This is a genomic window from Aliiroseovarius sp. ABM4_368 (genome assembly GCF_056161205.1).
On record NZ_JBSWYR010000003.1, the window covers coordinates 399232 to 422461 of the forward strand.

At 58.4% G+C, this 23230-nt stretch carries 23 protein-coding genes; 13 read left to right on the plus strand and 10 right to left on the minus strand.

Annotated elements, in window-relative coordinates; translation table 11 throughout:
* Window positions 1-63: 63 nt before the first annotated feature.
* The 5 genes from odhB to ACXAH3_RS11300 form a co-directional block, all read right to left on the minus strand.
* Window positions 64-1557 (minus strand): 2-oxoglutarate dehydrogenase complex dihydrolipoyllysine-residue succinyltransferase, encoded by a 1494-nt coding sequence (gene odhB / locus ACXAH3_RS11280; protein ID WP_474862180.1) that lies wholly within the window; start codon window positions 1555-1557, stop codon window positions 64-66.
* A gap of 3 nt (window positions 1558-1560) precedes the next feature.
* On the minus strand, window positions 1561-4539 hold the full coding sequence (locus ACXAH3_RS11285) for a 2-oxoglutarate dehydrogenase E1 component (protein WP_474862181.1): 2979 nt from the start codon (window positions 4537-4539) through the stop codon (window positions 1561-1563).
* Window positions 4540-4599: 60 nt separating this feature from the next.
* On the minus strand, window positions 4600-5484 hold the full coding sequence (gene sucD, locus ACXAH3_RS11290) for a succinate--CoA ligase subunit alpha (protein WP_108857213.1): 885 nt from the start codon (window positions 5482-5484) through the stop codon (window positions 4600-4602).
* 4 nt (window positions 5485-5488) lie between these two features.
* Complete coding sequence (sucC, locus tag ACXAH3_RS11295) at window positions 5489-6682, minus strand: ADP-forming succinate--CoA ligase subunit beta (RefSeq protein WP_474862182.1); 1194 nt, start codon at window positions 6680-6682, stop codon at window positions 5489-5491.
* Between the two features lie 187 nt (window positions 6683-6869).
* Window positions 6870-7619, minus strand: coding sequence for a putative nucleotide-diphospho-sugar transferase (locus ACXAH3_RS11300; protein WP_474862183.1), 750 nt, complete (start codon window positions 7617-7619; stop codon window positions 6870-6872).
* Between the two features lie 257 nt (window positions 7620-7876).
* Here ACXAH3_RS11300 and ACXAH3_RS11305 point away from each other — a divergent pair, with 257 nt between their 5' ends.
* Window positions 7877-8875, plus strand: a complete 999-nt coding sequence (locus ACXAH3_RS11305; RefSeq protein ID WP_474862184.1) for a glycosyltransferase family 2 protein — start codon at window positions 7877-7879, stop codon at window positions 8873-8875.
* A 65-nt stretch (window positions 8876-8940) separates the two neighbouring features.
* On the opposite strand, the gene mdh is transcribed toward ACXAH3_RS11305, so the two are convergent.
* Complete coding sequence (gene mdh, locus ACXAH3_RS11310; protein WP_474862185.1) at window positions 8941-9903, minus strand: malate dehydrogenase; 963 nt, start codon at window positions 9901-9903, stop codon at window positions 8941-8943.
* A 158-nt stretch (window positions 9904-10061) separates the two neighbouring features.
* Between mdh and ACXAH3_RS11315 the strand changes: the two genes are divergently transcribed.
* Window positions 10062-10820: a sulfite exporter TauE/SafE family protein gene (locus ACXAH3_RS11315; RefSeq protein ID WP_474862186.1), complete on the plus strand. Its 759-nt coding sequence runs from the start codon at window positions 10062-10064 to the stop codon at window positions 10818-10820.
* Here ACXAH3_RS11315 and ACXAH3_RS11320 read toward each other — a convergent pair.
* Complete coding sequence (locus ACXAH3_RS11320; RefSeq protein WP_474862187.1) at window positions 10817-11140, minus strand: hypothetical protein; 324 nt, start codon at window positions 11138-11140, stop codon at window positions 10817-10819. The genes ACXAH3_RS11315 and ACXAH3_RS11320 overlap by 4 nt on opposite strands.
* Window positions 11141-11443: 303 nt before the next feature.
* On the opposite strand from ACXAH3_RS11320, the gene ACXAH3_RS11325 reads away from it, so the two are divergent.
* From ACXAH3_RS11325 to ACXAH3_RS11370, 10 genes are all read left to right on the plus strand, one after another.
* Complete coding sequence (locus tag ACXAH3_RS11325) at window positions 11444-12292, plus strand: HpcH/HpaI aldolase/citrate lyase family protein (RefSeq protein WP_474862188.1); 849 nt, start codon at window positions 11444-11446, stop codon at window positions 12290-12292.
* A 24-nt stretch (window positions 12293-12316) separates the two neighbouring features.
* Window positions 12317-12865 (plus strand): NnrU family protein, encoded by a 549-nt coding sequence (locus ACXAH3_RS11330; protein ID WP_474862189.1) that lies wholly within the window; start codon window positions 12317-12319, stop codon window positions 12863-12865.
* Window position 12866: 1 nt separating this feature from the next.
* Entirely contained in the window at window positions 12867-13070 is a 204-nt protein-coding gene (locus ACXAH3_RS11335; RefSeq protein ID WP_474862190.1) for a DUF1737 domain-containing protein, read from the plus strand.
* A complete protein-coding gene (locus ACXAH3_RS11340; protein ID WP_474862191.1) occupies window positions 13070-14107 on the plus strand; it encodes a MaoC family dehydratase in 1038 nt (345 codons plus the stop codon). Before ACXAH3_RS11335 ends, ACXAH3_RS11340 begins: the two co-directional genes overlap by 1 nt.
* A gap of 63 nt (window positions 14108-14170) precedes the next feature.
* Window positions 14171-14536: a hypothetical protein gene (locus tag ACXAH3_RS11345; RefSeq protein WP_474862192.1), complete on the plus strand. Its 366-nt coding sequence runs from the start codon at window positions 14171-14173 to the stop codon at window positions 14534-14536.
* A gap of 311 nt (window positions 14537-14847) precedes the next feature.
* Window positions 14848-15237 (plus strand): succinate dehydrogenase, cytochrome b556 subunit, encoded by a 390-nt coding sequence (sdhC, locus tag ACXAH3_RS11350; protein ID WP_474862193.1) that lies wholly within the window; start codon window positions 14848-14850, stop codon window positions 15235-15237.
* A gap of 10 nt (window positions 15238-15247) precedes the next feature.
* On the plus strand, window positions 15248-15622 hold the full coding sequence (gene sdhD / locus ACXAH3_RS11355; protein WP_474862194.1) for a succinate dehydrogenase, hydrophobic membrane anchor protein: 375 nt from the start codon (window positions 15248-15250) through the stop codon (window positions 15620-15622).
* A 22-nt stretch (window positions 15623-15644) separates the two neighbouring features.
* On the plus strand, window positions 15645-17453 hold the full coding sequence (sdhA, locus tag ACXAH3_RS11360; protein WP_474862195.1) for a succinate dehydrogenase flavoprotein subunit: 1809 nt from the start codon (window positions 15645-15647) through the stop codon (window positions 17451-17453).
* A 12-nt stretch (window positions 17454-17465) separates the two neighbouring features.
* On the plus strand, window positions 17466-18245 hold the full coding sequence (locus ACXAH3_RS11365; protein ID WP_474862196.1) for a succinate dehydrogenase iron-sulfur subunit: 780 nt from the start codon (window positions 17466-17468) through the stop codon (window positions 18243-18245).
* Window positions 18242-18964 (plus strand): ZIP family metal transporter, encoded by a 723-nt coding sequence (locus tag ACXAH3_RS11370; RefSeq protein ID WP_474862197.1) that lies wholly within the window; start codon window positions 18242-18244, stop codon window positions 18962-18964. The genes ACXAH3_RS11365 and ACXAH3_RS11370 overlap by 4 nt, the downstream gene beginning before the upstream one ends.
* A 14-nt stretch (window positions 18965-18978) precedes the next feature.
* Here ACXAH3_RS11370 and panC read toward each other — a convergent pair whose 3' ends face one another.
* Complete coding sequence (gene panC, locus ACXAH3_RS11375; RefSeq protein ID WP_474862198.1) at window positions 18979-19815, minus strand: pantoate--beta-alanine ligase; 837 nt, start codon at window positions 19813-19815, stop codon at window positions 18979-18981.
* On the minus strand, window positions 19812-20639 hold the full coding sequence (panB, locus tag ACXAH3_RS11380; RefSeq protein ID WP_474862199.1) for a 3-methyl-2-oxobutanoate hydroxymethyltransferase: 828 nt from the start codon (window positions 20637-20639) through the stop codon (window positions 19812-19814). The genes panC and panB overlap by 4 nt, the downstream gene beginning before the upstream one ends.
* A 152-nt stretch (window positions 20640-20791) precedes the next feature.
* On the opposite strand from panB, the gene ACXAH3_RS11385 reads away from it, so the two are divergent.
* Entirely contained in the window at window positions 20792-22261 is a 1470-nt protein-coding gene (locus ACXAH3_RS11385) for an ABC transporter substrate-binding protein (protein WP_474862200.1), read from the plus strand.
* Window positions 22262-22305: 44 nt separating this feature from the next.
* Here the strand turns inward: ACXAH3_RS11385 and ACXAH3_RS11390 are convergent, their stop codons facing one another.
* Window positions 22306-23211, minus strand: coding sequence for a DMT family transporter (locus tag ACXAH3_RS11390; RefSeq protein WP_474862201.1), 906 nt, complete (start codon window positions 23209-23211; stop codon window positions 22306-22308).
* Between the last annotated feature and the right edge of the window lie 19 nt (window positions 23212-23230).

A 23230-nucleotide genomic window follows, 5' to 3' on the forward strand; every position in this document is an offset into this window, starting at 1 on the left:
CCACCCCGGGATATTTTTGGCAAGAAAGTAAGGCGCCGCGTTGGTTGCGGCGCCTCGTCTTTGTTACAGATCCATCAACAGGCGACGCGGATCTTCCAGCGCTTCTTTCACGCGCACAAGGAAGGTCACGGCGCCCTTGCCGTCAACGATGCGGTGGTCATAGCTCAGCGCCAGATACATCATCGGGCGGATGACGACCTCTCCGTTGATCGCCATCGGGCGGTCCTGGATTTTGTGCATCCCAAGGATGCCCGACTGCGGCGGGTTCAGGATCGGCGAGGACATCAGCGAGCCATAGACACCACCGTTCGAGATGGTGAAGGTGCCGCCCTGCATTTCTTCCATCGACAACTTACCGTCACGGGCTTTGCGTCCCTTCTCGGCAATCGCTTTTTCAATCGCGGCGAAGGACATGGCGTCCGCATCGTTGATGACCGGCACCACAAGACCCGTGGGCGTGCCCGCGGCAACACCCATGTTCACGTAGTTTTTGTACACGATGTCGGTGCCGTCGATTTCGGCATTCACCTCGGGCACCTCTTTCAGCGCGTGGCAGCAGGCCTTGGTGAAGAAAGACATGAAGCCCAGACGCACGCCGTGCTTCTTTTCGAACTCGGCTTTGTATTCGTTGCGCAGGGCCATCACCTCGGTCATGTCCACCTCGTTATAGGTGGTCAGCATGGCGGCTGTGTTCTGGCTGTCTTTCAGGCGGCGCGCGATGGTCTGACGCAGGCGCGTCATCTTCACGCGTTCCTCACGCGATGCGTCACCGGCAGCGCGCGGGGCAGCCGGAGCAGCGACAGGCGCGGCAGCTTTCGGTGCGGCCAAGGCAGCAGCAACGTCATGCTTCATCACGCGGCCATCGCGGCCTGTGCCTTGCACGTCGGCAGGGTTCAGGCCAGCTTCTGCCATCGCCTTCTTGGCCGAAGGTGCGTCTTCCACGTCCTTTCCAGCCGCCGCAGGTGCAGCAGTCGCGGCAGGCGCAGCAGCCGGTGCGGCGGCAACAGCACCGCCAGACGACAGAACTGCCAGTTTGGCCGACGCGTCAACGGTAGAGCCTTCTGGGGCCAGGATCTCGGCAAGAACGCCAGCGGCGGGGGCGGGCACCTCGACCGACACCTTGTCGGTTTCCAACTCGCACAGCATTTCGTCTTGTGCGACAGCGTCACCAACCTGTTTGAACCAGGTCGAAACGGTTGCTTCCGAAACGCTTTCGCCCAGCGCAGGAACCATGACATCCACGGCCTGACCGGCATCGCCAACAGGGGCAGCAGCAGGTGCGGCTTCAGCAGCAGCGGCGGGTGCCGGGGCAGCGCCCTCGCCTTCGCCGATCATGGCCAGCAGGGCGTCAACACCAACGGTTTCACCTTCGGCGGCAACGATCTCGCCCAGCGTACCAGCAGCAGGTGACGGCACTTCGACGGTAACTTTGTCGGTTTCCAGCTCGCAGAGCATTTCGTCAACGGCAACGGCGTCGCCGGGTTTCTTGAACCATGTTGCGACCGTGGCTTCGGTCACGCTTTCGCCCAGCGTGGGGACACGTACTTCAATGCTCATGGCTTATTTCCCTTCAATGGTCAGCGCGGCATCAACCAGCGCTTCTTGTTGTGCTTTGTGGGCCGATGCCAGACCCGTTGCGGGCGATGCCGCGGCGGCACGACCAGCATAAACCGGACGCGTATGTTTCGCGCCGATGCGGGTCAGTACCCATTCGATATTCGGTTCAACGAAGGACCAAGACCCTTGGTTTTTCGGCTCTTCCTGACACCAGACGATTTCCGCCTGCTTGAAGCGCTCAAGCTCTTTCACACAGGACATGGCCGGGAACGGATAGAACTGCTCAAGACGCAGGATATAGATATCGTCGATGCCGCGCTTGTCGCGCTCTTCCAGCAGGTCGTAGTAAACCTTGCCCGAGCACATGACGACGCGCTTGATCTTGTCATCCTTGACCAGCTTGGCCTCGGACCGGCCGGTGCCGTTTTCGCGATCCGCATCGTCCCACAACACGCGGTGGAAGCTGGAGCCTTCGGTAAAGTCCTTGGCGTCCGACACGCAAAGCTTATGGCGCAGAAGCGATTTCGGCGTCATCAGGATCAGCGGCTTACGGTACCCACGGTGCAACTGACGGCGCAGGATGTGGAAATAGTTGGCCGGGGTCGAGCAATTCGCCACGATCCAGTTGTCGCCACCACACATTTGCAGGAAACGTTCCAAACGGGCCGAGCTGTGCTCGGGTCCCTGCCCTTCGAAGCCATGCGGCAGAAGGACGGTCAGGCCTGACATGCGCAGCCATTTCGATTCACCGGACGAGATGAACTGGTCGAACATGATCTGCGCGCCGTTGGCAAAGTCGCCAAACTGGGCTTCCCACATCACCAACGCGTTCGGTTCGGCCAGCGAATAGCCGTATTCAAAGCCCAGAACCGCATATTCCGACAGCATCGAGTCGATGACCTCGTAATGGGCCTGACCTTCGCGGATGTTGTTCAGCGGATAGTAACGCTCTTCGTTCTCTTGGTTCACAAGGCCCGAGTGGCGCTGGCTAAACGTGCCGCGGGTACAGTCCTGACCGGACAAACGCACCGGGAACCCTTCGGTCAAAAGCGAGCCAAAGGCCAGTGCCTCTGCGGTCGCCCAGTCAAAGCCGGTGCCGCTTTCGAACATCTTAGCTTTGGCGTCCAAAAGTCGCCCAACCGTCTTGTGCATCGGGAAGTTTTCCGGTGCCGTCGACAGAGCTTTGCCAACTTCGTTGAAGGTCTCGGTTGTGATATCGGTCTTGCCGCGCTGATATTCGTCGCTGTTGGTGTCCAGATGCGACCAGCGCCCGTCCAGCCAGTCGGCCTTGTTAGGCTTATAGTTCTTCCCAGCATCAAATTCTTCGTTCATGTGGGCCTGGAAAGCCGCTTTCATGTCCTCGATTTCGCCTTCTGGGATCAGGCCGTCCTTGACCAGACGCTCGGTATACAGCTGCAACGTCGTCTTATGCTTCTTGATGTTTTTGTACATCATCGGGTTGGTGAACATCGGCTCGTCGCCTTCGTTGTGACCAAACCGGCGATAGCAGAAGATGTCCAGAACCACGTCTTTGTGGAATTTCTGGCGGAACTCGGTCGCGACGCGAGCAGCGTGCACTACGGCTTCCGGGTCGTCACCATTCACGTGGAAAATCGGAGCTTCCACCATAAGCGCGATGTCCGTCGGATAGGGCGACGAGCGGCTGAAATGCGGTGCGGTGGTAAAGCCGATCTGGTTGTTCACCACGATATGCATCGTACCGCCGGTCTTGTGACCGACCAGACCCGACAGGCCAAAGCCTTCGGCCACAACGCCCTGACCCGCAAAGGCCGCGTCGCCATGCAGAAGGATCGGCAGAACCTGATCGCGATCCACGTCGTTCATCTGTTCTTGCTTGGCGCGAACCTTACCCAGCACCACCGGGTTCACCGCCTCAAGGTGCGAGGGGTTGGCGGTCAGTGACAGGTGGACCTTGTTGTCGTCGAATTCACGATCCGACGAAGCACCAAGGTGGTATTTCACATCGCCCGAACCGTCGACTTCTTCTGGTTTGAAGCTGCCGCCTTGGAATTCATTAAAGATCGCGCGGTACGGCTTCTGCATCACGTTGGCCAGAACCGAAAGACGGCCACGGTGAGGCATACCGATGACGATCTCTTTCAGGCCCAGCTGACCGCCGCGCTTGATGATCTGCTCCATCGCCGGGATCAGCGCTTCGCCACCATCAAGGCCGAAACGCTTGGTGCCCATGTATTTCACGTGCAGGAATTTTTCGAAGCCCTCGGCCTCGACCAACTTGTTCAGGATCGCCTTGCGCCCGTTCTGGGTAAAACGGATTTCTTTGTCGAACCCTTCGATCCGTTCTTTCAGCCAGCCGGCCTCTTCCGGGTTCGAGATATGCATGTATTGCAGGGCAAAAGTGCCGCAATAAGTGCGCTTCACGATGTCGAGGATCTGGCGGATCGACGCGACCTCAAGCCCCAACACGTTGTCGATAAAGATCGGGCGATCCATGTCGGCTTCGGTGAAGCCATAGGATGCCGGGTCCAGCTCGGGATGCGGGGTTTGATCCTGCATTCCCAGCGGGTCCAGATCCGCAACAAGGTGACCACGAATACGATAGGCACGGATCAACATCAGCGCGCGGATACTGTCCAGCACAGCGCGTTTTACCTGATCATCCGACAGCGACACGCCTTTCTCGGCGGCTTTCGCTTCGATCTTCTTGGCAGCCGCCTTGCCTTCTTCGGCAGGAGCTTCGGGCCATTGACCGTCCAGCGCATGCACCCGATCCCCATCCGGCATCGGAGGCCAGTCACCGCGCGCCCAGCTGGGGCCAGCGGCCTCGGCGGTTACGTCACGGGCGTCGTCCCCAAGCTCGGCGAAAAACGCATGCCAAGCGGCATCAACCGCGTTGGGGTCTTTCACATACTGAGCATAAAGCTGCTCCAGATACTCGGCGTTGTGGCCTTGCATGAAGCTGGAGGCATGAAAGATATCGTTGGGGCTCTGGTCGTTCATGGGATCACCTGAGTATTTGAAAACGCGCGCCCTGTGTTTCAAGGGCGCGCGAGGGTCGTCTTATTTACCGATCGCTTCCAGCACGGCCTCGCCCAGCGTTGCGGGGCTGTCTGCCACCACAATTCCAGCGGCGCGCATGGCTTCGATTTTGTCTTCGGCACCGCCTTTGCCGCCAGCAACGATGGCACCGGCGTGGCCCATGCGGCGGCCCGGAGGTGCCGTACGGCCAGCGATGAAGCCAGCGACCGGCTTCCAGCGGCCTTTCTTCTTCTGTTCGGCCAGGAATTCAGCAGCTTCTTCTTCTGCCGAACCACCGATTTCACCGATCATGATGATCGACTGGGTCTCGTCGTCGTCCAGGAACATGTCCAGCACGTCGATGTGCTCGGTACCTTTGATCGGGTCGCCACCGATGCCAACCGCGGTCGACTGGCCCAGACCGATATCGGTGGTCTGTTTCACAGCCTCATAGGTCAGCGTACCCGAGCGCGACACAACGCCAACGCTGCCGCGCTGGTGAATGTGGCCGGGCATGATGCCGATTTTACAAGCGCCGGGCGTGATCACGCCGGGGCAGTTCGGGCCCACAAGACGCGAGGCCGAGCCTTCCAGAGCACGCTGAACGCGCATCATGTCCAGCACCGGAATGCCTTCGGTAATGCAGACGATCAGTTCCATCTCAGCGTCGATGGCTTCCAGGATCGAGTCCGCTGCGAAGGGCGGCGGCACATAGATCACGGAAGCGTTGGCTTCGGTGACGTGCTTGGCTTCGTGAACCGAGTTGAAGATCGGCAGATCCAGATGCGTCTGGCCACCTTTGCCCGGCGTGACACCGCCGACCATTTTGGTGCCATATGCAATGGCCTGTTCCGAGTGAAAGGTACCCTGCGAGCCGGTTAGGCCCTGACAAATTACCTTAGTGTTTTCGTCGATAAGGACTGCCATTGTCTTAGCCTTTCACCGCTTTCACGATTTTCTCTGCACCGTCCGACAGGTTGTCGGCAGCGATCACATCAACGTCCGAGTTGTTGATGATGTCTTTACCGGCTTCCACATTAGTGCCTTCCAGACGCACGACCAGCGGAACCTGCAGGCCCACTTCTTTCACAGCGGCAACAACGCCCTCGGCGATGACGTCACAGCGCATGATGCCGCCGAAGATGTTCACGAGGATGCCCTTTACGTTGGGATCCGAGGTGATGATCTTGAAGGCTTCGGTCACTTTCTCTTTGGTGGCGCCGCCACCTACGTCAAGGAAGTTGGCCGGTTCAGCGCCATAGAGCTTGATGATGTCCATGGTGGCCATTGCCAGACCAGCGCCGTTCACCATGCAGCCGATTTCACCGTCCAGAGCGATGTAGTTCAGGTCGTATTTCGACGCTTCCAGCTCTTTCGGGTCTTCTTCGGTTTCGTCGCGCAGTTCGGCGATGTCAGGCTGGCGATAGATGGCGTTTCCGTCAAAGCCAACCTTGGCGTCGAGAACTTTCAGATCGCCGCCATCGGTGACGATCAGCGGGTTGATTTCCAGCATCTCCATGTCTTTCTCGACGAAAGCTTGGTACAGCTTGCTCATCAGCGCCACACACTGTTTCACCTGAGCGCCTTCCAGGCCCAGCGAGAATGCAATGCGACGGCCGTGGTAAGCTTGGAAGCCCGTTGCCGGATCAACCGAGAAGCTCAGGATCTTGTCGGGGGTCGCTTCGGCCACTTCCTCGATGTCCATGCCGCCTTCGGTCGAGCAAACGAACGAAATGCGCGAAGTTTGGCGGTCAACCAGCAGAGCCAGATACAGCTCGCGCTCGATGCCGGAACCGGCTTCGATATAGATGCGGTTCACCTGTTTGCCGGCCGGGCCGGTCTGGTGGGTCACAAGGGTGCGGCCTAGCATCTTCTTGGCTTCTTCAGCGGCTTCTTCCACCGACTTGGTCAGGCGTACACCGCCCTTTTCGCCAGCGTCAGCTTCCTTGAAGGAACCTTTGCCGCGGCCACCTGCGTGAATTTGTGCTTTGACCACCCAAAGCGGTCCGTCGAGTTCACCTGCGGCGGTTTTGGCATCTTCTGCTTTCAGTACAACGCGGCCGTCGGAAACGGGTGCGCCGTAGGATTTCAGAAGGGCCTTCGCCTGGTATTCATGAATGTTCATGAAATCATCCTATCCAGTTGGTCCATTGGGTCCCGAACAAGATGCACAGGTGAAGCGCTTGGCAAAAAGTATTTTCTGCAATTTCGGCCGAATTTCTAGCGAAGACGCCAATTTTGTGATCACACCAGAAAATGCGTGATCACAAATCGTTAAAATCCGGCAAACCTGCCCGTTTACGAATCTTGCTTCACCGCAAGCGACGCCAGATCGAACGCGCGCGCTTTTCGACCTTTGGATAGCGCCGCAGGAGGCCTCCGATCCGGTCGCGGGCCGAGGGCGCAGCCCCCAAGGTGCGATCGCGTCCCAGAAGATCATGCAGCGCAGTCAAAGCGCCCTTTCCCAGCAATTCATACAAGTCAAAGGGCTGATCAGTCGTCTCGTCGATGCCGATAATCTCGTGCAACGTGGTGATGGGCAGAAGGCGCGGCGCGGCCATTCGTTTGCCCATCGCAGGCAGGTATCCGGTGTGCATCAGGTTGTATTCCGGCGGCAGGATCCAGACCCGCAAATCGCTGTTCCACAAAAGCTCGCGCAGGACGGGCTGGTCCCAGCGCTCGCCCTCGCCGGTCATATGCTGTTCCCAGCTGTGCAGGAATTCCTGCGTCTGCTCGGACTTGCGAATGCCCATCACACCGCTGTTGATCTGGCGAAATACGGTCGGCAAATCCTGCGTAGGCTGATGCATCGGAACGGTGCCATTGCCGTACTGATCATGCGCCCCGATGCAATCAAACTGCCGAAGCAATGCGAACATGTCCGAGCAGTCAGCCACGGCCACCACGTCACAATCCAGATAGACCGTATGAGCAAAACGGCTTTCGCGCAGGGCCTCCATCTTGGGGCGGGTGCCGACATATTTCAGAATATGGACCTGATTGAACACCGGATCCTCTACCGGCGCATCCGCGAATAGGTCGATCTGGATGTCGTCCCCCATCACAGCCCGCAGCGACCTCGCAGCCCGCTGTGCCAAACCGCGATATTGCGCGCCAGTCGCGGCAAAGACAAACCCCTCATCCTGGGATACTGAAAAGTAGCGTCACTGGAGGCTCCTAACGAAAGCAAGCAACATATCGCCTCCGCTTTAGTCCAATCCAATCTCCGCAGCAATCACGCATCACTTGCTGCTTTGCTATTGCTGCCATCTTCGTCGCGATGATAACGTCATGCACCCATTGCTTCGAGTGTTCCAGAATGTCTGTTCCCAGTTGGTCCGTCGTTTCCACCGTCCGCGAACCGCTGCCACTTGTTCTGGCCTTTGCATGTCATCACCTGAGCATGGGCGCACAGACGGTGCACCTTTTCTTCGACGACCCCGATGACCCTGCAGCAGAAATTCTGGCATCGGTGCCCGGTGTTGAAATCACCCGCTGTGACGCCGATCATTGGGCAGAAATAGGCAATGGAAACCGTCCCGGCTGGCAAACCCGTCGACAAACCTTGAATGCCAATCTGATTGCACAACAACAACGCACCGACTGGCTGTTGCACGTGGACGCGGACGAATATCTTTGGGCGCCAGATGGCATCGAGGCCGAGCTTTCGGGTGCAACAACCTGGCTGAACATACCGAATGTCGAGCGCGTCTGGACAACCCCCGAGGACAACATCTTCGACGGCCTATTTCGCACGCCCACATCCGAGAAGCACCTTGTGCAGCAGGTATATGGATCGACATCTCGTTACTTGGAAAACGGATTGTCAGGACATGGTTCTGGCAAGGCCATGGCACGGTTGGCGGATCGACACTTCGTTGGAATTCATCGGGTGAAGGAAGATCGGCAAGGTTCCACCGTGCCGTACCTGATCTCTGAAACAGCGCGGATCTTGCACTTTGACGGAATGACAGCGCGTCATTGGATGATGAAACCCTTGCGCCATGCCATTGCCGGGCCCTCACTTCTGAAGACCATGCACGCGTCACGCAGGGCATCGGTCGAGCGTTTGCTGGCGGCGCAAGATCCCGTGTCTGAAGGGGTGCAGCTTCATCACGAGAAGTTTCACCTGACACAAAGGCAACAGGACAAGTTGCTTTCTTGGGATGCGTTGATGGAATGTCCGCTGGACATAGCCGAGGCCGTCGCAACCCACGCTCCCGAATTCACCCCTGATTTCTCGTCTAAAGCCTTTGATGCAATCAATGCAGGGGCTCTGGGCGAGATGCTGGAACAAATTCAATATCAGCGCAGTTAGGGCGAAAAAAAATGCGCCGCCCGGATCCGAGCGGCGCATCTTGAATTTCAGAGCTTTTGAACGGCTTATGCCAGCGAGCTGTCAATGCCCTTACAGGCTTCAACCAGGCCTTTCACCGCATCAACCGACTTGTCGAACATGGCTTGTTCGTCTTTGTTCAACTTGATGTCGATGACTTTCTCGATGCCGTTGGCGCCGATGATGGTCGGAACGCCAACATACATGCCGTCCAGGCCGAACTGGCCGTCAACGTAAGCAGCGCAGGGCAGCAGGCGTTTCTGGTCGTTCAGGTAAGCTTGCGCCATTTCGATCGCCGAGGCAGCCGGAGCATAATAAGCCGATCCGGTCTTCAACAGGCCAACGATCTCGGCGCCGCCGTCACGGGTGCGCTGAACGATGGCGTCCAGTTTCTCTTGGCTGGTCCAGCCCATTTCCACCAGATCTGGCAGCGGGATGCCACCAACAGTCGAATAACGGGTCAGCGGAACCATGGTGTCGCCGTGGCCGCCCAGAACGAAGGCGGTGACGTCGCGCATGGACACATCGAATTCAACCGAAAGGAAGTGACGGAAGCGTGCCGAATCCAGAACGCCAGCCATTCCGACCACTTTGTTGTGAGGCAGGCCCGAGAACTCGCGCAGAGCCCAAACCATGGCGTCCAGCGGGTTGGTGATGCAGATCACGAACGCGTTCGGGGCGTGCTCTTTGATGCCTTCGCCAACCGATTTCATGACTTTCAAGTTGATGCCCAGCAGGTCATCGCGGCTCATGCCCGGCTTGCGCGGAACACCGGCGGTGACGATGCAGACGTCTGCGCCAGCGATGTCGGCGTAAGACGTGGTGCCCGACAGGTCTGCGTCGAACCCTTCCACCGGGCCGCTTTCTGCGATGTCGAGCGCTTTACCCTGTGGGATGCCGTCCGCGATATCGAAAAGGACAACGTCGCCCATTTCTTTCAGTGCAGCGAGGTGAGCAAGAGTGCCACCGATCATTCCGCTACCGATAAGCGCAATCTTGGTTCTGGCCATGAGTGTGATCTCCGATCAGTTGTTTTCGGGCGCATGCCTAGTCGGAAAGAGCCTTTCGCGCAAGAGCGCTGCGCTGCGGCGACACAGTTAGCTTGCATCCGAACCCAACACGAGATAGCGCTAAAGCGCCCATTTTCCAGCCTTTTGAAGGATGTCACATGCCCGAGGTTCTGGACCTCACTTTCTTCGTCTTCGCCATCCCAGCAGTAATCTTCGCCGGGATTTCCAAGGGTGGCTTCGGGTCAGGGGCGGCGTTCGCGGCCACTCCTTTGCTTGCGCTGATTCTGGAACCGGGGGCTGCCATTGGCCTGATGTTACCGCTTTTGATGCTGATGGATGTGACCGCGCTGAAGCCATACTGGCGCAAGTGGGATACGCCATCCGCATGGGCTTTGGTGCTAGGCGCGGTGCCGGGCGTGGCAATCGGAGGGGCGTTGTATTCTGTCGCGAACCCGGACCTATTTCGGCTGTTGATCGGTCTGATTGCGGTGGGATTTGTGGCGTTTCAACTTGCACGTACGAATGGGCTGATCGCCCCGGCAGCGCATCCTATGTCCAGCCGATTGGGCGCTTTCTGGGGCATGGTCGCGGGCTTCACAAGCTTCATCAGCCACGCGGGCGGGCCACCAGCGGCTGTGTATCTTTTGTCTCGAAAGCTGGACAAAACCACGTTTCAATCCACCACGGTCATCTGCTTCTGGGCCATCAACCTGATGAAGTTCTTCCCCTATTTCGCCTTAGGGATCTTCACATGGCAAACGGCAAAGGCAGATCTTTTGCTGATCCCCTTTGCCGTGCTGGGCGTCTGGATCGGCGTGCATTTGCATCACAAAATGTCCGAACGCTTGTTTTTTGGCTTCACCTATCTGTTCCTGATCCTGACCGGAACGAAACTGATCTGGGAAGGTTTGACTTAGACCGGGGCACCCAGTTTCGCCGGGGTCAGTTCTTCGTCCAATCGCTCGAATCCGCGCCCGGCGGCGACCAGACAAGTCATACCATTCGCCATGGTCACCGTGATCGTCCAGCTTCCGGTTTCATCCGAGGCGTAGACCTCGACCACTTGCCTGTCCGAGGCAAGCCCGATGGATTGCCGCGTTTCGCCGTAGTTTTCGGTCAGGCGTTGCACCACAGCGTCGCGGTCCGCACAGCGGGCCGCGCCTTGCGCGTGCAATTGCCCCGCCGTCAGAAGAATTGCACCGACACCAAGTCCAAGGGCCAGAATGTCCTGCTTCATAGATCTGTCCTATCAATTGGGCCGTTCTGCCGGGCCAACCGGCGCACCGGCGGCATCAAGGCCGTGTTCCAACGTGCGCCGAACTGCATCCCGTTGCATCCGTGGCCAACCGCGCCCCCCCTGTCATTCGGCGCTTATGAAACAAGCCTGCGCTTACGGGCCAAAGAACTGGTTAACGCGGCGCGCCAATCCCGGCGCAACTGTGAACCCCACGTAAAATTTCTGCATTGCGGCAAAGTTTGCCTTGCGAATTGGTGCGCAAATGTGATCCCTTGCGCAACAATATTGCGGAGATACAGAATCATGACCACACGCCCCTATCGTTCCGTTCTTTACATCCCCGGCTCGAAAGAGCGCGCATTGGAAAAGGCCCGTGGCCTTGCCGCTGATGCCATCATTTTCGACCTAGAAGACGCCGTCGCCCCCGACGCCAAAGTCGAAGCCCGCGCCATCCTGAAAGCCGAACTGGACAAGGGCGGCTATGGCAACCGCGCCAAGATCGTGCGGATCAACGGGTTCGACACGGAATGGGGCAAAGACGATGTGGCGGCTTTCGTGGGTGCCGACATTGACGCAATCCTGATGCCGAAAGTTGGTTCCGCCGCGCAACTGGACGAATTGGCCGCGCTGATCCCGGACGTAGACCTGTGGGCGATGATGGAGACCCCAATCGGCATGCTGAACGCCGCCGAGATCGCCGCTCATCCCCGCCTGAAGGGCTTCGTCATGGGCACAAACGATCTAGCGAAAGAGCTGAACACCCGTTTCCGCGCGGATCGTCTGCCGATGATGGGCGGTCTGCATATGTGCCTGATCGCCGCCAAGGCGCATGGGGTCGTGATCGTGGATGGCGTCTATAACGCCTTCAAGGATGAGGATGGCTTGAAAGCCGAATGTGATCAGGGCCGCGACATGGGCATGGACGGCAAGACGCTGATCCACCCAGCCCAGCTGGACATCGCCAATGCCGCATTCGCCCCTTCCGAGGCCGAAATCGATCTGGCCCAGCGCCAAATCGCCGCGTTCGAGGAAGCCGAAGCATCAGGTGAAGGCGTCGCAGTTGTGGATGGTAAAATCGTCGAAAACCTGCATGTTGTGACGGCAAAATCCATTCTGGCCAAAGCCGACGCCATCGCCGCGATGGAGGGCTGAGGCCCTATCTGAAGGAACCTCGTCATGACCCTGCTAATCGCTGGTCTCGCCCTGTGGTATATCGGACATTTTTGGAAACGCGCCCTGCCCCGCGCCCATGAAAACATGGGGCAGCGGGCCAAAGGGTTCTCAGCGGCCCTGATCTTGATCGGCGTGGTGTTCATGGTGATAGGTTATCGCGTGACGGAAAGCTATGACATGTGGTCCTATCCGCCTGCATTAAAGCATGTGAACAACCTGCTGGTACTGATCGCGCTTTACTTCACAAGCCCCGGCCCTTCGAAAGGCGCGCTGTTTTACAAGATGCGCCACCCGATGCTGACGGGCTTCATCATCTGGGCGGTTGCCCACATCATGGTGAACCCGGATGTGGCGTCCTTCATCTTGTTTGGCGCGCTGACGGTTTGGGCTGTGCTTGAGATGCTGGTCATCAACCGCGCCGAGCCCGAATGGAAGCCCAACCCGAAAGGCACCATCGCTAAGGACGCCATGTTCTTTGTGGCCTCGATTGTCCTGCTTGCGGTCATCGGATACATTCACGGACTTGTCGGCCCGTCCCCGTTCGGTGCGTGACATGAAACTCTATCGCCTGCTGACCGAGGATGACACATCCGCCTTTTGCCACAAAGTAACCGACGCCCTGAACAAAGGGTGGGAGCTTTATGGCGACCCGTCCTACGCCCACGACCCGACCACCGGCGTGATGCGCTGCGCGCAAGCGGTGATCAAACAGGTCGACGGCACCTATACACCTGACACAAAACTTGGAGAGCACTGATGGCTGCCAAAACCAATCCCGGACGCTTCTTTGAAGACTACAAGCTGGGCGACGTGATCGACCACGCAGTGCCGCGCACCGTGGCCGAGGGCGAACGCGCCTTGTATCACGCGCTCTATCCTGCCCGCCACGCGTTATATTCGTCGGACGAATTTGCCGGAGCTTGCGGGTTGGAAGGATCGCCGATTGACGACCTGATCGCCTTCCATGTGGTGTTCGGCAAGACCGTTCCCGACATCTCGCTGAACGCTGTGGCCAACCTTGGCTATGCAGAAGGTCGTTGGCTGAAACCTGTCTATCCCGGCGACACGCTGCGATCGCAATCCGAAGTGATCGGGTTGAAGCAGAATTCGAACGGGAAGTCAGGCGTGGTCTGGGTCCGCACGAGCGGGTTCAACCAAATGGGCGAGCCGGTGATGGAATATGTTCGCTGGGTGATGGTGCGCAAAGGGGATCTGGACGCCCCCGCGCCGGATACGGTCATCCCCGAGTTGAAGGGGGTGTTGACCGCATCCGACCTGTCGATCCCCGAGGGGCTGTCTTTCGAAGACTACGACTTCACGCTGGCGGGTGAACCGCATCGCTGGGGCGACTACGAGGTTGGCGAAAAGATCGACCACGTAGACGGTGTGACCGTCGAAGAGGCCGAACATATGATGGCCACGCGCCTGTGGCAGAATACCGCGAAAGTCCATTTCGACGCCACCTTCCGCCCCGATGGTCAGCGTCTGATCTATGGCGGCCACGTGATTTCCATGGCCCGCGCGCTGTCCTTCAACGGCTTGGCCAACGCCCAGATGATCGTGGGCTTGAACGGCGGAGCACACGCGAACCCCTGCTTCTCGGGTGACACGATCCGCGCGTGGTCCGAGGTGCTGGACAAAGCCGACACCGACGCCCCCGGCGTGGGCGCCGTGCGTCTGCGTCTGGTTGCCGTCAAACACGGTGCGCCCGAGTTTGCTTTGAAGGGTGAAGACGGCAAATACCTGCCCGAGGTCATGCTGGATCTGGATTACTGGGCATTGATGCCGAAATAAATACGACGCAACCGGGGCTGCGTGGTATCGTGGCCCCAGTTCATTCATTCAGAGAGCCAGCCCATGTCGCTTCGATTGCCTTTCAAGCCCGCCGCAATCGCGCTTGCGCTTTCCACCGCACCCGGCATTGCCGCCTCGCCATGCGAATTGAATGATGGCGTTGAAATCGACACTATGGCGGCAACGAAAGCAGCTTTTGCCGATTATGACAGCGATCTGATGGTTCCTTTGTTCTTGGAAGATGTCAGCAAAGCAGCCGTCGAGAACTTGTTCTCGCAGGTCAAAACGGTCGCGCCTAATGGATTTGACAGCTGCCAGACCATGCTCCAGCGCCTTGAAACCGGCGGCATGGTGCAAGAAGTGTCTAGCTTTGTCGCGAAAGGCGGTGGGCCACGGGTCTTTTTTCTATGCCCTGGGCGTTCCGAATGAAACGGGCGATACGCGGCTTCATGTTGTGAATTTCAACACGGATATCGACGAGATTCTGGCGCCTTTGCACTAAGGGATGGTTTATTACATCGGCAGTTCTTCAACTTGAAATGCGTTGATTCCGACTAAAACTATCAGAATACAGCCGCATACAATTCTGTGATCACATTCACAAAAACCGTGATCACAAGAACCCCAAAACCCCTCAGTTAGCGCAAATTTCCCGGTTTTCGGGTCGCTTCTTGCGTGACTCAGTGCCGCAAAAGGCGCTATTCCTGTCGCAAAGCCGAAGCAGGACAAAGGAAGTAGCCATGGCTGATGTTAACCGCGGCAAGCGGCCACTCTCTCCGTTTATGATCGGGCCTTACTATCGCCCGCAAATCACGTCGATCTCATCAATCATGGTACGCATCACCGGCATCGCCCTTCTGGGGGGCGCTTCTTTGGTTGTGTGGTGGTTGCTGGCGGCGGCGACGTCCGAGACTTCCTTCAGCTTCATTGACGGCCTGCTGCGCAGCTGGTTCGGCGATCTGGTGATGTTCCTGGCCGCTTGGGCGCTGTGGTATCACATGCTGGGCCGCTTGCGTCACGTGATCTGGGACTTTGGCTATTGCCTGGACATCGATATCGCTGAGAAGCTGGGCAAAGGAATGTTTGCCGGCGCAACCCTGTTGGCCGTTCTGACGGCCCTCGTCGTTTAAGGAGAAGCACATGCGTTATTTGACCGACCGCAAACGCGCCGTGGGCTTGGGTTCGGGCCGCGAAGGCACCCAACACCACTGGAAGATGCTTGTCAGCTCAGTGCTGCTGATCGTTTTGGTTCCGCTTTTTATCTTCCTTTTCGGCAAGACACTTGGCGGAAGCTTCGCAGATGTTCAAAGCTTCTTTGCACGCCCTGTTCCGGCAATTGCAATGGCGATCTGTTTGGTCATCGGCATTCGCCACTTCATGATGGAAACTCACGAGGCCGTCGAAGACTATGTGCATGGAACTGCCGGCAAACTGGCTTCAATCGCAGTGACGGCCTTCAGCTATACGCTGATCGCCACCGCGCTTTTTGCACTTTTGAAACTCGCCCTGGCCTAAAGCGCGAGAAGGAATACGCCAAATGACTGTAGCTTACGAATACGAAACGCACGAATATGACGTGGTCGTGGTCGGCGCCGGTGGCGCTGGTCTGCGAGCCACGCTTGGCATGGCCGAACAGGGTCTGCGCACTGCTTGTGTGACCAAAGTTTTCCCGACCCGCTCGCACACTGTTGCAGCACAGGGTGGCATCGCCGCGTCCCTGTCCAACATGGGCCCAGACAACTGGCAATGGCACATGTACGACACCGTGAAGGGCTCGGACTGGTTGGGCGACACGGATGCGATGGAATATCTGGCCCGCGAGGCACCGAAAGCGGTGTACGAGCTGGAGCACTATGGCGTTCCCTTCTCGCGTACCGAAGAAGGTAAGATCTATCAGCGCCCGTTCGGCGGCCACACCACCGAATTCGGTGAAGGCCCTGCGGTACAGCGTACCTGCGCCGCTGCTGACCGGACCGGCCACGCAATCCTGCACACGCTTTACGGCCAATCGCTGAAGAACAACGCTGAATTCTATGTTGAATACTTCGCCATTGACCTGATCATGTCGGAAGACGGTGAATGTCAGGGCGTCGTCTGCTGGAAGCTGGACGACGGCACAATGCACGTCTTCAACGCGAAGATGGTTGTGCTGGCCACGGGCGGCTATGGCCGTGCGTATTTCTCGGCCACCTCGGCCCACACCTGCACCGGCGACGGTGGCGGCATGGTGGCCCGTGCGGGTCTGGCCCTGCAGGACATGGAGTTCGTTCAGTTCCACCCGACCGGCATCTATGGTTCGGGCTGCCTGATCACCGAAGGTGCACGTGGCGAGGGTGGCTATCTGGTCAACTCGGAAGGCGAGCGTTTTATGGAGCGTTACGCGCCCCAGTATAAAGACCTTGCCCCGCGCGACTATGTTTCCCGCTCGATGACAATGGAGATCCGCGAAGGCCGCGGTGTTGGGCCCGAAGGGGATCACATCTTCCTGCACCTTGACCACCTTCCTGCCGAGGCTCTGGCCGAACGCCTGCCCGGCATTTCGGAAAGCGCCAAGATTTTTGCCGGTGTTGATGTGAACAAAGAACCGATCCCGGTTCTGCCGACCGTTCACTACAACATGGGCGGCATCCCGACCAACTATTGGGGTGAAGTGCTGAACCCGACCAAAGACGATCCGACCGCCGTTGTGCCGGGCCTGATGGCCGTGGGCGAAGCTGGTTGTGCATCGGTCCACGGCGCAAACCGCCTTGGCTCGAACTCGTTGATTGACCTTGTGGTCTTCGGCCGCGCCGCTGCGATCCGCGCTGGCAAGGTTGTAGACGCGGACAGCGCCAACCCGGTTCTGAACCAAGCATCGGTTGACGCAGCCTTTGATCGCTTCGACGGTCTGCGCTACGCGAGTGGTGCAGTCCCAACCGCCGATCTGCGTCTGGAAATGCAGAAGACGATGCAGGCTGACGCTGCCGTGTTCCGTACCGCCAAGACGATGAAAGAAGGCGTCGAGAAGATGACCGCCGTGGCCGCCAAGATGGACGACCTGGCTGTGACCGATCGCTCGTTGGTCTGGAACTCGGACCTGATGGAAACGCTGGAACTGGCCAACCTGATGCCGAACGCATTGGCAACCATCCACGGGGCAGAAGCCCGCGAAGAAAGCCGCGGCGCCCATGCGCACGAGGACTTCCCAGAACGCGATGACAAGAAGTGGCGTGTCCACACTGTTAGCCGCGTGGAAGGCAACAAGGTTGACCTGTCCTATCGTCCAGTCGTTGTTGATCCGCTAACCACCGAGGCCGAAGGCGGCATCGCTTTGAAGAAAATCGCGCCCAAAGCGCGTACGTTCTAAGGAGGACGCCAGATGGTACAATTCAAGCTCCCCAAGAACTCGACCGTTCGCGTCGGTAAGACATGGCCCAAGCCCGAGGGTGCCAGCAATGTCCGCAAGTTCCAGATCTATCGCTGGAACCCGGATGATGGTGAAAACCCCCGTGTGGACACCTATTTCCTGGACATGGACAAATGTGGTCCGATGGTTCTGGACGCGCTGATCAAGATCAAAAACGAAATTGATCCAACCCTGACCTTCCGCCGCTCGTGCCGCGAAGGCATCTGTGGGTCCTGCGCTATGAACATCGACGGGATCAACACGCTGGCATGTATTTACGGGATGGACGAGATCAAGGGCGATGTGAAGATCTATCCGCTGCCGCACATGCCGGTGGTGAAAGACCTGATCCCGGACCTGACGCATTTCTATGCGCAGCACGCATCCATCATGCCGTGGTTGGAAACCAAGACCAACCGCCCCGCGAAAGAGTGGAAGCAGTCCATCGAAGACCGCAAGAAGCTTGATGGTCTCTATGAATGCGTGATGTGCGCCAGCTGCTCGACCTCGTGCCCGAGCTATTGGTGGAACGGTGATCGCTATCTTGGACCAGCCGCGCTGCTGCACGCTTATCGCTGGATCATTGATTCACGTGATGAAGCCACGGGCGAGCGTCTGGACCAGCTGGAAGACCCCTTCAAGCTCTATCGCTGCCACACGATCATGAACTGCTCGAAGACTTGCCCAAAAGGCTTGAACCCAGCCAAGGCAATCGCTTCGATCAAGCAGATGATGGTCGAGCGTCAGCTTTGATCGCAGAACTGCAAAACGCAATTCTATTGGCCGCCCTCGCCGGGGCGGCCATTCCTTTTGGGGCATGGCTTGCGCGGTTTGATCGGGTGCTCCCTGGCACGTTACGGGATCAGGCCAACCATTGGATCATGGCGTTCGGCGCGGGGGCGCTTTTGTCCGCTGTCGCCCTTGTGCTGATCCCAGAGGGGTTGGAACGGGTAAACGGGATCTCGGCTGTAATCCCCCTAATCCTCGGCGCGCTGGCAGCCCTTGCGGCCGACATCGGCTTGTCACGCCAAGGCGGGTCAAAAGCCCAGTTCATGGCCATGTTGATGGACTTCATTCCCGAGACCATCGCCCTGGGGGCGGTCATCACCGCCGAACCTCAACTTGCCGTCTTGCTGGCCGCACTGATCGCTGCGCAGAACCTGCCCGAAGGGTTTAACGCAGACAGGGAACTTGCAGAGGGAACGCAATTGTCCCGCGCCCGCCGCATGGTCCTTTTCTTGATGCTGGTCCCACTTGGCCCGATTGCAGCGATGATCGGCATGACCGTACTAGCACAGGCGCCAATGGTCCTTGGCTGGCTGATGCTGTTCGCTGCAGGCGGGATTTTGTATCTGATGTTTCAAGATATCGCGCCCCAACTGCGCATCGAGCGCAGCTGGTCACCGCCTCTTGGGGCGATCTTGGGGTTTGCATTGGGACTGGCCGGGCATATCGTGACCACCGCCGGATAGCCCAAGCCGAACGCCTAGACCGCGATATTGTCAATCAACCGCACATCACCCAGCATCGCCGCCGCCAACAGGCGCGTAGGACGCGAAAGGTCTTTCACCGGCTGCAACGTCTCGGCGTCGCGCAGTTCCAGATACTCGACCTTGCTGTACCCTGCCCGTTCGATCTGAGCCTTAGCACTGTCCAGAACGACGCGTGGTTCGGCACCCCGGCGAATGGCCTGGGCAGCCCGGTCCATTTCGGCTTTTAGAGCCGGCGCAATAGCACGCTCTTCCGCGGTTAAGCGTACATTGCGCGATGACATCGCCAACCCGTCCTCTTCGCGCACTGTTGGACACCCGATAACTTCGGTCTCGATGTCCAAATCTTCAGACAGGCGACGGACCAAAAGCATCTGCTGATAGTCCTTCTGTCCGAAGCAAGCCACATCCGCGCGCGATTGCAGGAACAGCTTCGACACCACGGTTGCCACGCCATCGAAATGGCCGGGACGGTGAGCGCCTTCAAGGTCTTCAGTCAGACCCGACACGCGTACATTGGTGGCAAACCCTTCAGGGTAAATCTGGTCAGGCGTTGGAGCATAAAGCGCATCCACATCGTAAGGGGCGAGCTTTTCGGCATCCTCTTCTTCGGTGCGCGGGTAACTGTCCAAATCATCTGTATTGTTGAACTGTTTAGGGTTCACAAAGATCGTAACGATCACGCGATCAGCGTGTTTCTTCGCCTCGTCCACCAAGGACAGGTGGCCTGCATGAAGCGCGCCCATGGTCGGCACCACGGCCACCCGTTCACCTTTGAAAATCCAGCTGCGACGCAGTGTGCGCAGCTCGTCCTTGGAACGGATGATCTTCATTTCTTTTTGACCTCATCTGCAAAGACATGCTCTGGCGCAGGGAAGCTCCGGTCTCGCACCTCTTGAGCATATTTGGCAATGGCTTTTTCGCCGTCTTCACCCAGCGTCGCATAGCGCTTGGCAAACTTGGGCTTGAAGGCCATGAAAAGGCCCAGCATGTCATCGACAACCAAAACCTGCCCGTCGCACTGTGCCGAAGCCCCAATCCCAATGGTCGGGATCGAAACGGCGTCGGTGATTTCATTCGCTAGGCTTTCCGGCACTTTCTCTAACACGACCGAGAACGCACCCGCCGCTTCGACGGCTTTCACATCGGCCATCACGCGGTCGCGGTCTTCACCCCGGCCCTGCACCTTATAGCCACCTAACGTGTTGATCGCCTGCGGGGTCAGACCCACATGCGCCATCACAGGGATCGAGCGACTGGTCAGGAAGCGGATGGTTTCCTCCATCGACACGCCTCCTTCCAGTTTCACCGCTGCAGCGCCCGTTTCGCGCATCAATCGCGCGGCGTTGCGGAAGGCTTGTTCAGGGCTTTCTTCATAGGACCCGAAGGGCATGTCTACGATCATCATGGCCTGCGACAGACCGCGCTTCACGGCAGCACCATGCAAGCACATCATCTCCATCGTGACACCCAACGTGTCGGGCAACCCGTGCACAACCATGCCTACGCTGTCACCGACCAGAACCATGTCGCAATGCGCGTCCATCATCTGTGCGGTCGGCGTCGCATAGGCGGTCAGCACCACCAAGGGCGTCTCACCCTTGCGTGCGCGGATTTCCGACGGAGTCGGTGTCTTAATTTTGGCCGAAGCGCTCATGGTCTCCTCCCCTGATCCTCTTCGCTGGCGTTGTTTATAATGCTGCGGCGCAGAATTTCAAAGGGGAATGACGGAACGTCTTTCCCTTGCCTTGACCCAAAAACCCGCGTTTCATGGCGGCATCTCCCGCTGAACGGGTAAGGAGGATCAAGATGACCAACCTGAAACTTTCCGCAGGCGCTTGGGCGTTGATGGCAACAACCGCGCTGGCAGGCAATGACGCCATTACGCTGGGCATGGTGCTTGAACCGCCAAACCTTGACCCCACCGCAGGCGCCGCAGCCGCGATTGACGAGGTCGTCTATGCCAACATTTTCGAGGGCCTGACCCGGTTTGGCCCCGATGGTGCAGTGCTGCCGGGCCTCGCCAGCGCGTGGGTGGTCAGCGAGGACGGCCTGACCTATACCTTCACCTTGCGCGAGGGCGTTACCTTCCACGACGGCACCACGATGGATGCCGAGGATGTGGTGTTCTCACTCGATCGTGCGCGGGCCGAGGATTCGACCAACGCACAGAAAGCGCTGTTCAAGGATATCGAAAGCGTGACGGCGATCAGCCCGACCTCGGTCGCGGTGAAACTGTCTGCGCCCAACGGGAACTTCCCCTTCAACATGGCATGGGGTGATGCTGTGATCGTCGCGTCTGAGAGCATCGAAAACGCAGCGACCAACCCCGTCGGCACTGGTCCGTTCACCTTTGTTGAATGGGCCAAAGGCGATCACGTGACGGTCGCGCGCAATGACGCATATTGGGGCGATGCGCCTGCGCTGGCAACGGCTACGTTCAAGTTCATCTCGGACCCGAACGCTGCGTTTGCGGCCATGATGGCAGGTGACGTAGATGCCTTCCCGAACTTCCCCGCACAAGAAACCCTAGCCCAATTCGAAGCCGACCCCCGCTTCAACGTCATCGTCGGCTCGACCGAAGGCGAAACGATCCTGTCCACCAACAACAAGTCTGGGCCGCTGGCGGATGTCCGCGTGCGCAAGGCCATCGCCCACGCGATCAATCGTCAGGACATCATCGACGGCGCAATGCATGGGTTCGGCACGCCCATCGGCACCCATTTCGCGCCGCATAACCCGGACTATGTGGATCTGACCGGCCAATCCGCATTCGATCCTGAAATGTCCAAATCCCTGCTGAAGGAAGCAGGCGCCGAGGGGATTACCTTGCGCCTAATGCTACCGCCCCCAACCTATGCCCGCCGCGGAGGCGAGATCATCGCCGCCCAACTGCGTGCAGTCGGCATTCAGACCGAAATCTCGAACCTCGAATGGGCGCAGTGGATCGAACAAGTGTTCAAAGGCAAGGATTTCGACCTGACCATCGTCAGCCATACCGAGCCCGCAGACATCAACATCTACGCCCGCCCGGACTATTATTTCCAATATGAAAACGCGGACTTCCAAGCGCTGATTGATAAGCTGTCCGTCACCTCGGACCCTGCGATGCGGTCCGAGCTGAACAAACAGGCCCAACAGATCATCGCGGATGATTACGTGAACGGATATTTGTTCCAGCTGGCAAAAACAGGCGTGGCGAATGCCAAGATCAATGGGCTGTGGGAAAATGCGCCCACACAAGCCAATGACCTGACGGGCGTTAGCTGGTCGGACTGATCATCCCCGAAAGACCTTCAAAGGGCGTCCCCAGCGGGCGCCCTTCATGTTTTTGTCGCATTCGGATTGGGCGTCACACGGCGTTTCAATACGGCCTCGCGCCAGGTGATATAGGTGACGGCGGCCATGATCAGCCCCGCGCCGATGACCACCCACATGTCGATGGGCTCGTTAAACAGGAAGACGCCAACCATAGATGCCCAGATGATTTGCACGAAAGTCACGGGCTGGGTGACAGACACCGGAGCCTCAGCAAAAGCGCGGGTCATCGCATAATGCCCTGCGGTCGCAAAGAATGCCACCAGCACCAGCCAACCGGCTTCGACAAGGCTGATCGGCTCCCACACGTACCACGCCACGGGCAGAAGGCCGATGGTTACGGTCACCGACATCATCGCCACGATCTGGGCTGCGGTGGCGTCTTGCGACAGGCGTTTGGCGATCAGATAGGAAGCGCCAAGGAAAATCGCCGTGAAGACCATCGCCAGATGCCCGTCTCCCAGCTCGCGCATACCGGGACGCAACACGATCAGCACGCCAAGAAAGGCAACACCCACCGCAATAAGACGGCGGGTCGAGAATGTCTCGCCCAAGAACAGAGCCGCGCCCAGCATGACATAGATGGGGTTCAAGTAATTCATCGCTGTGACCTCGGCGATGGTGATTTGGGTCATGGCATAAAACCAGCACGTAACCGCCCCAACATGCACCACGCCACGGACAAGAAACAGCCGCCAAACCAGTGGTGAAAACCGCACCTGCGGCAGTTTCACAAGGGCGGGCAGGACAAACAGCAAGCCAAACAGAAACCGTAGAAAAGCCGCCTGAGTCGACGGCACGCTTTGGCCTACATATTTCACCAGCACGTTCAGACCGACGAACAGAAATCCGGCGGCCAGCATCCATGCGATCCCATGCGCGGGGCGATTCAAAGTCTGTGTGCTGCTCATTTCGCGACAAGACACCGGA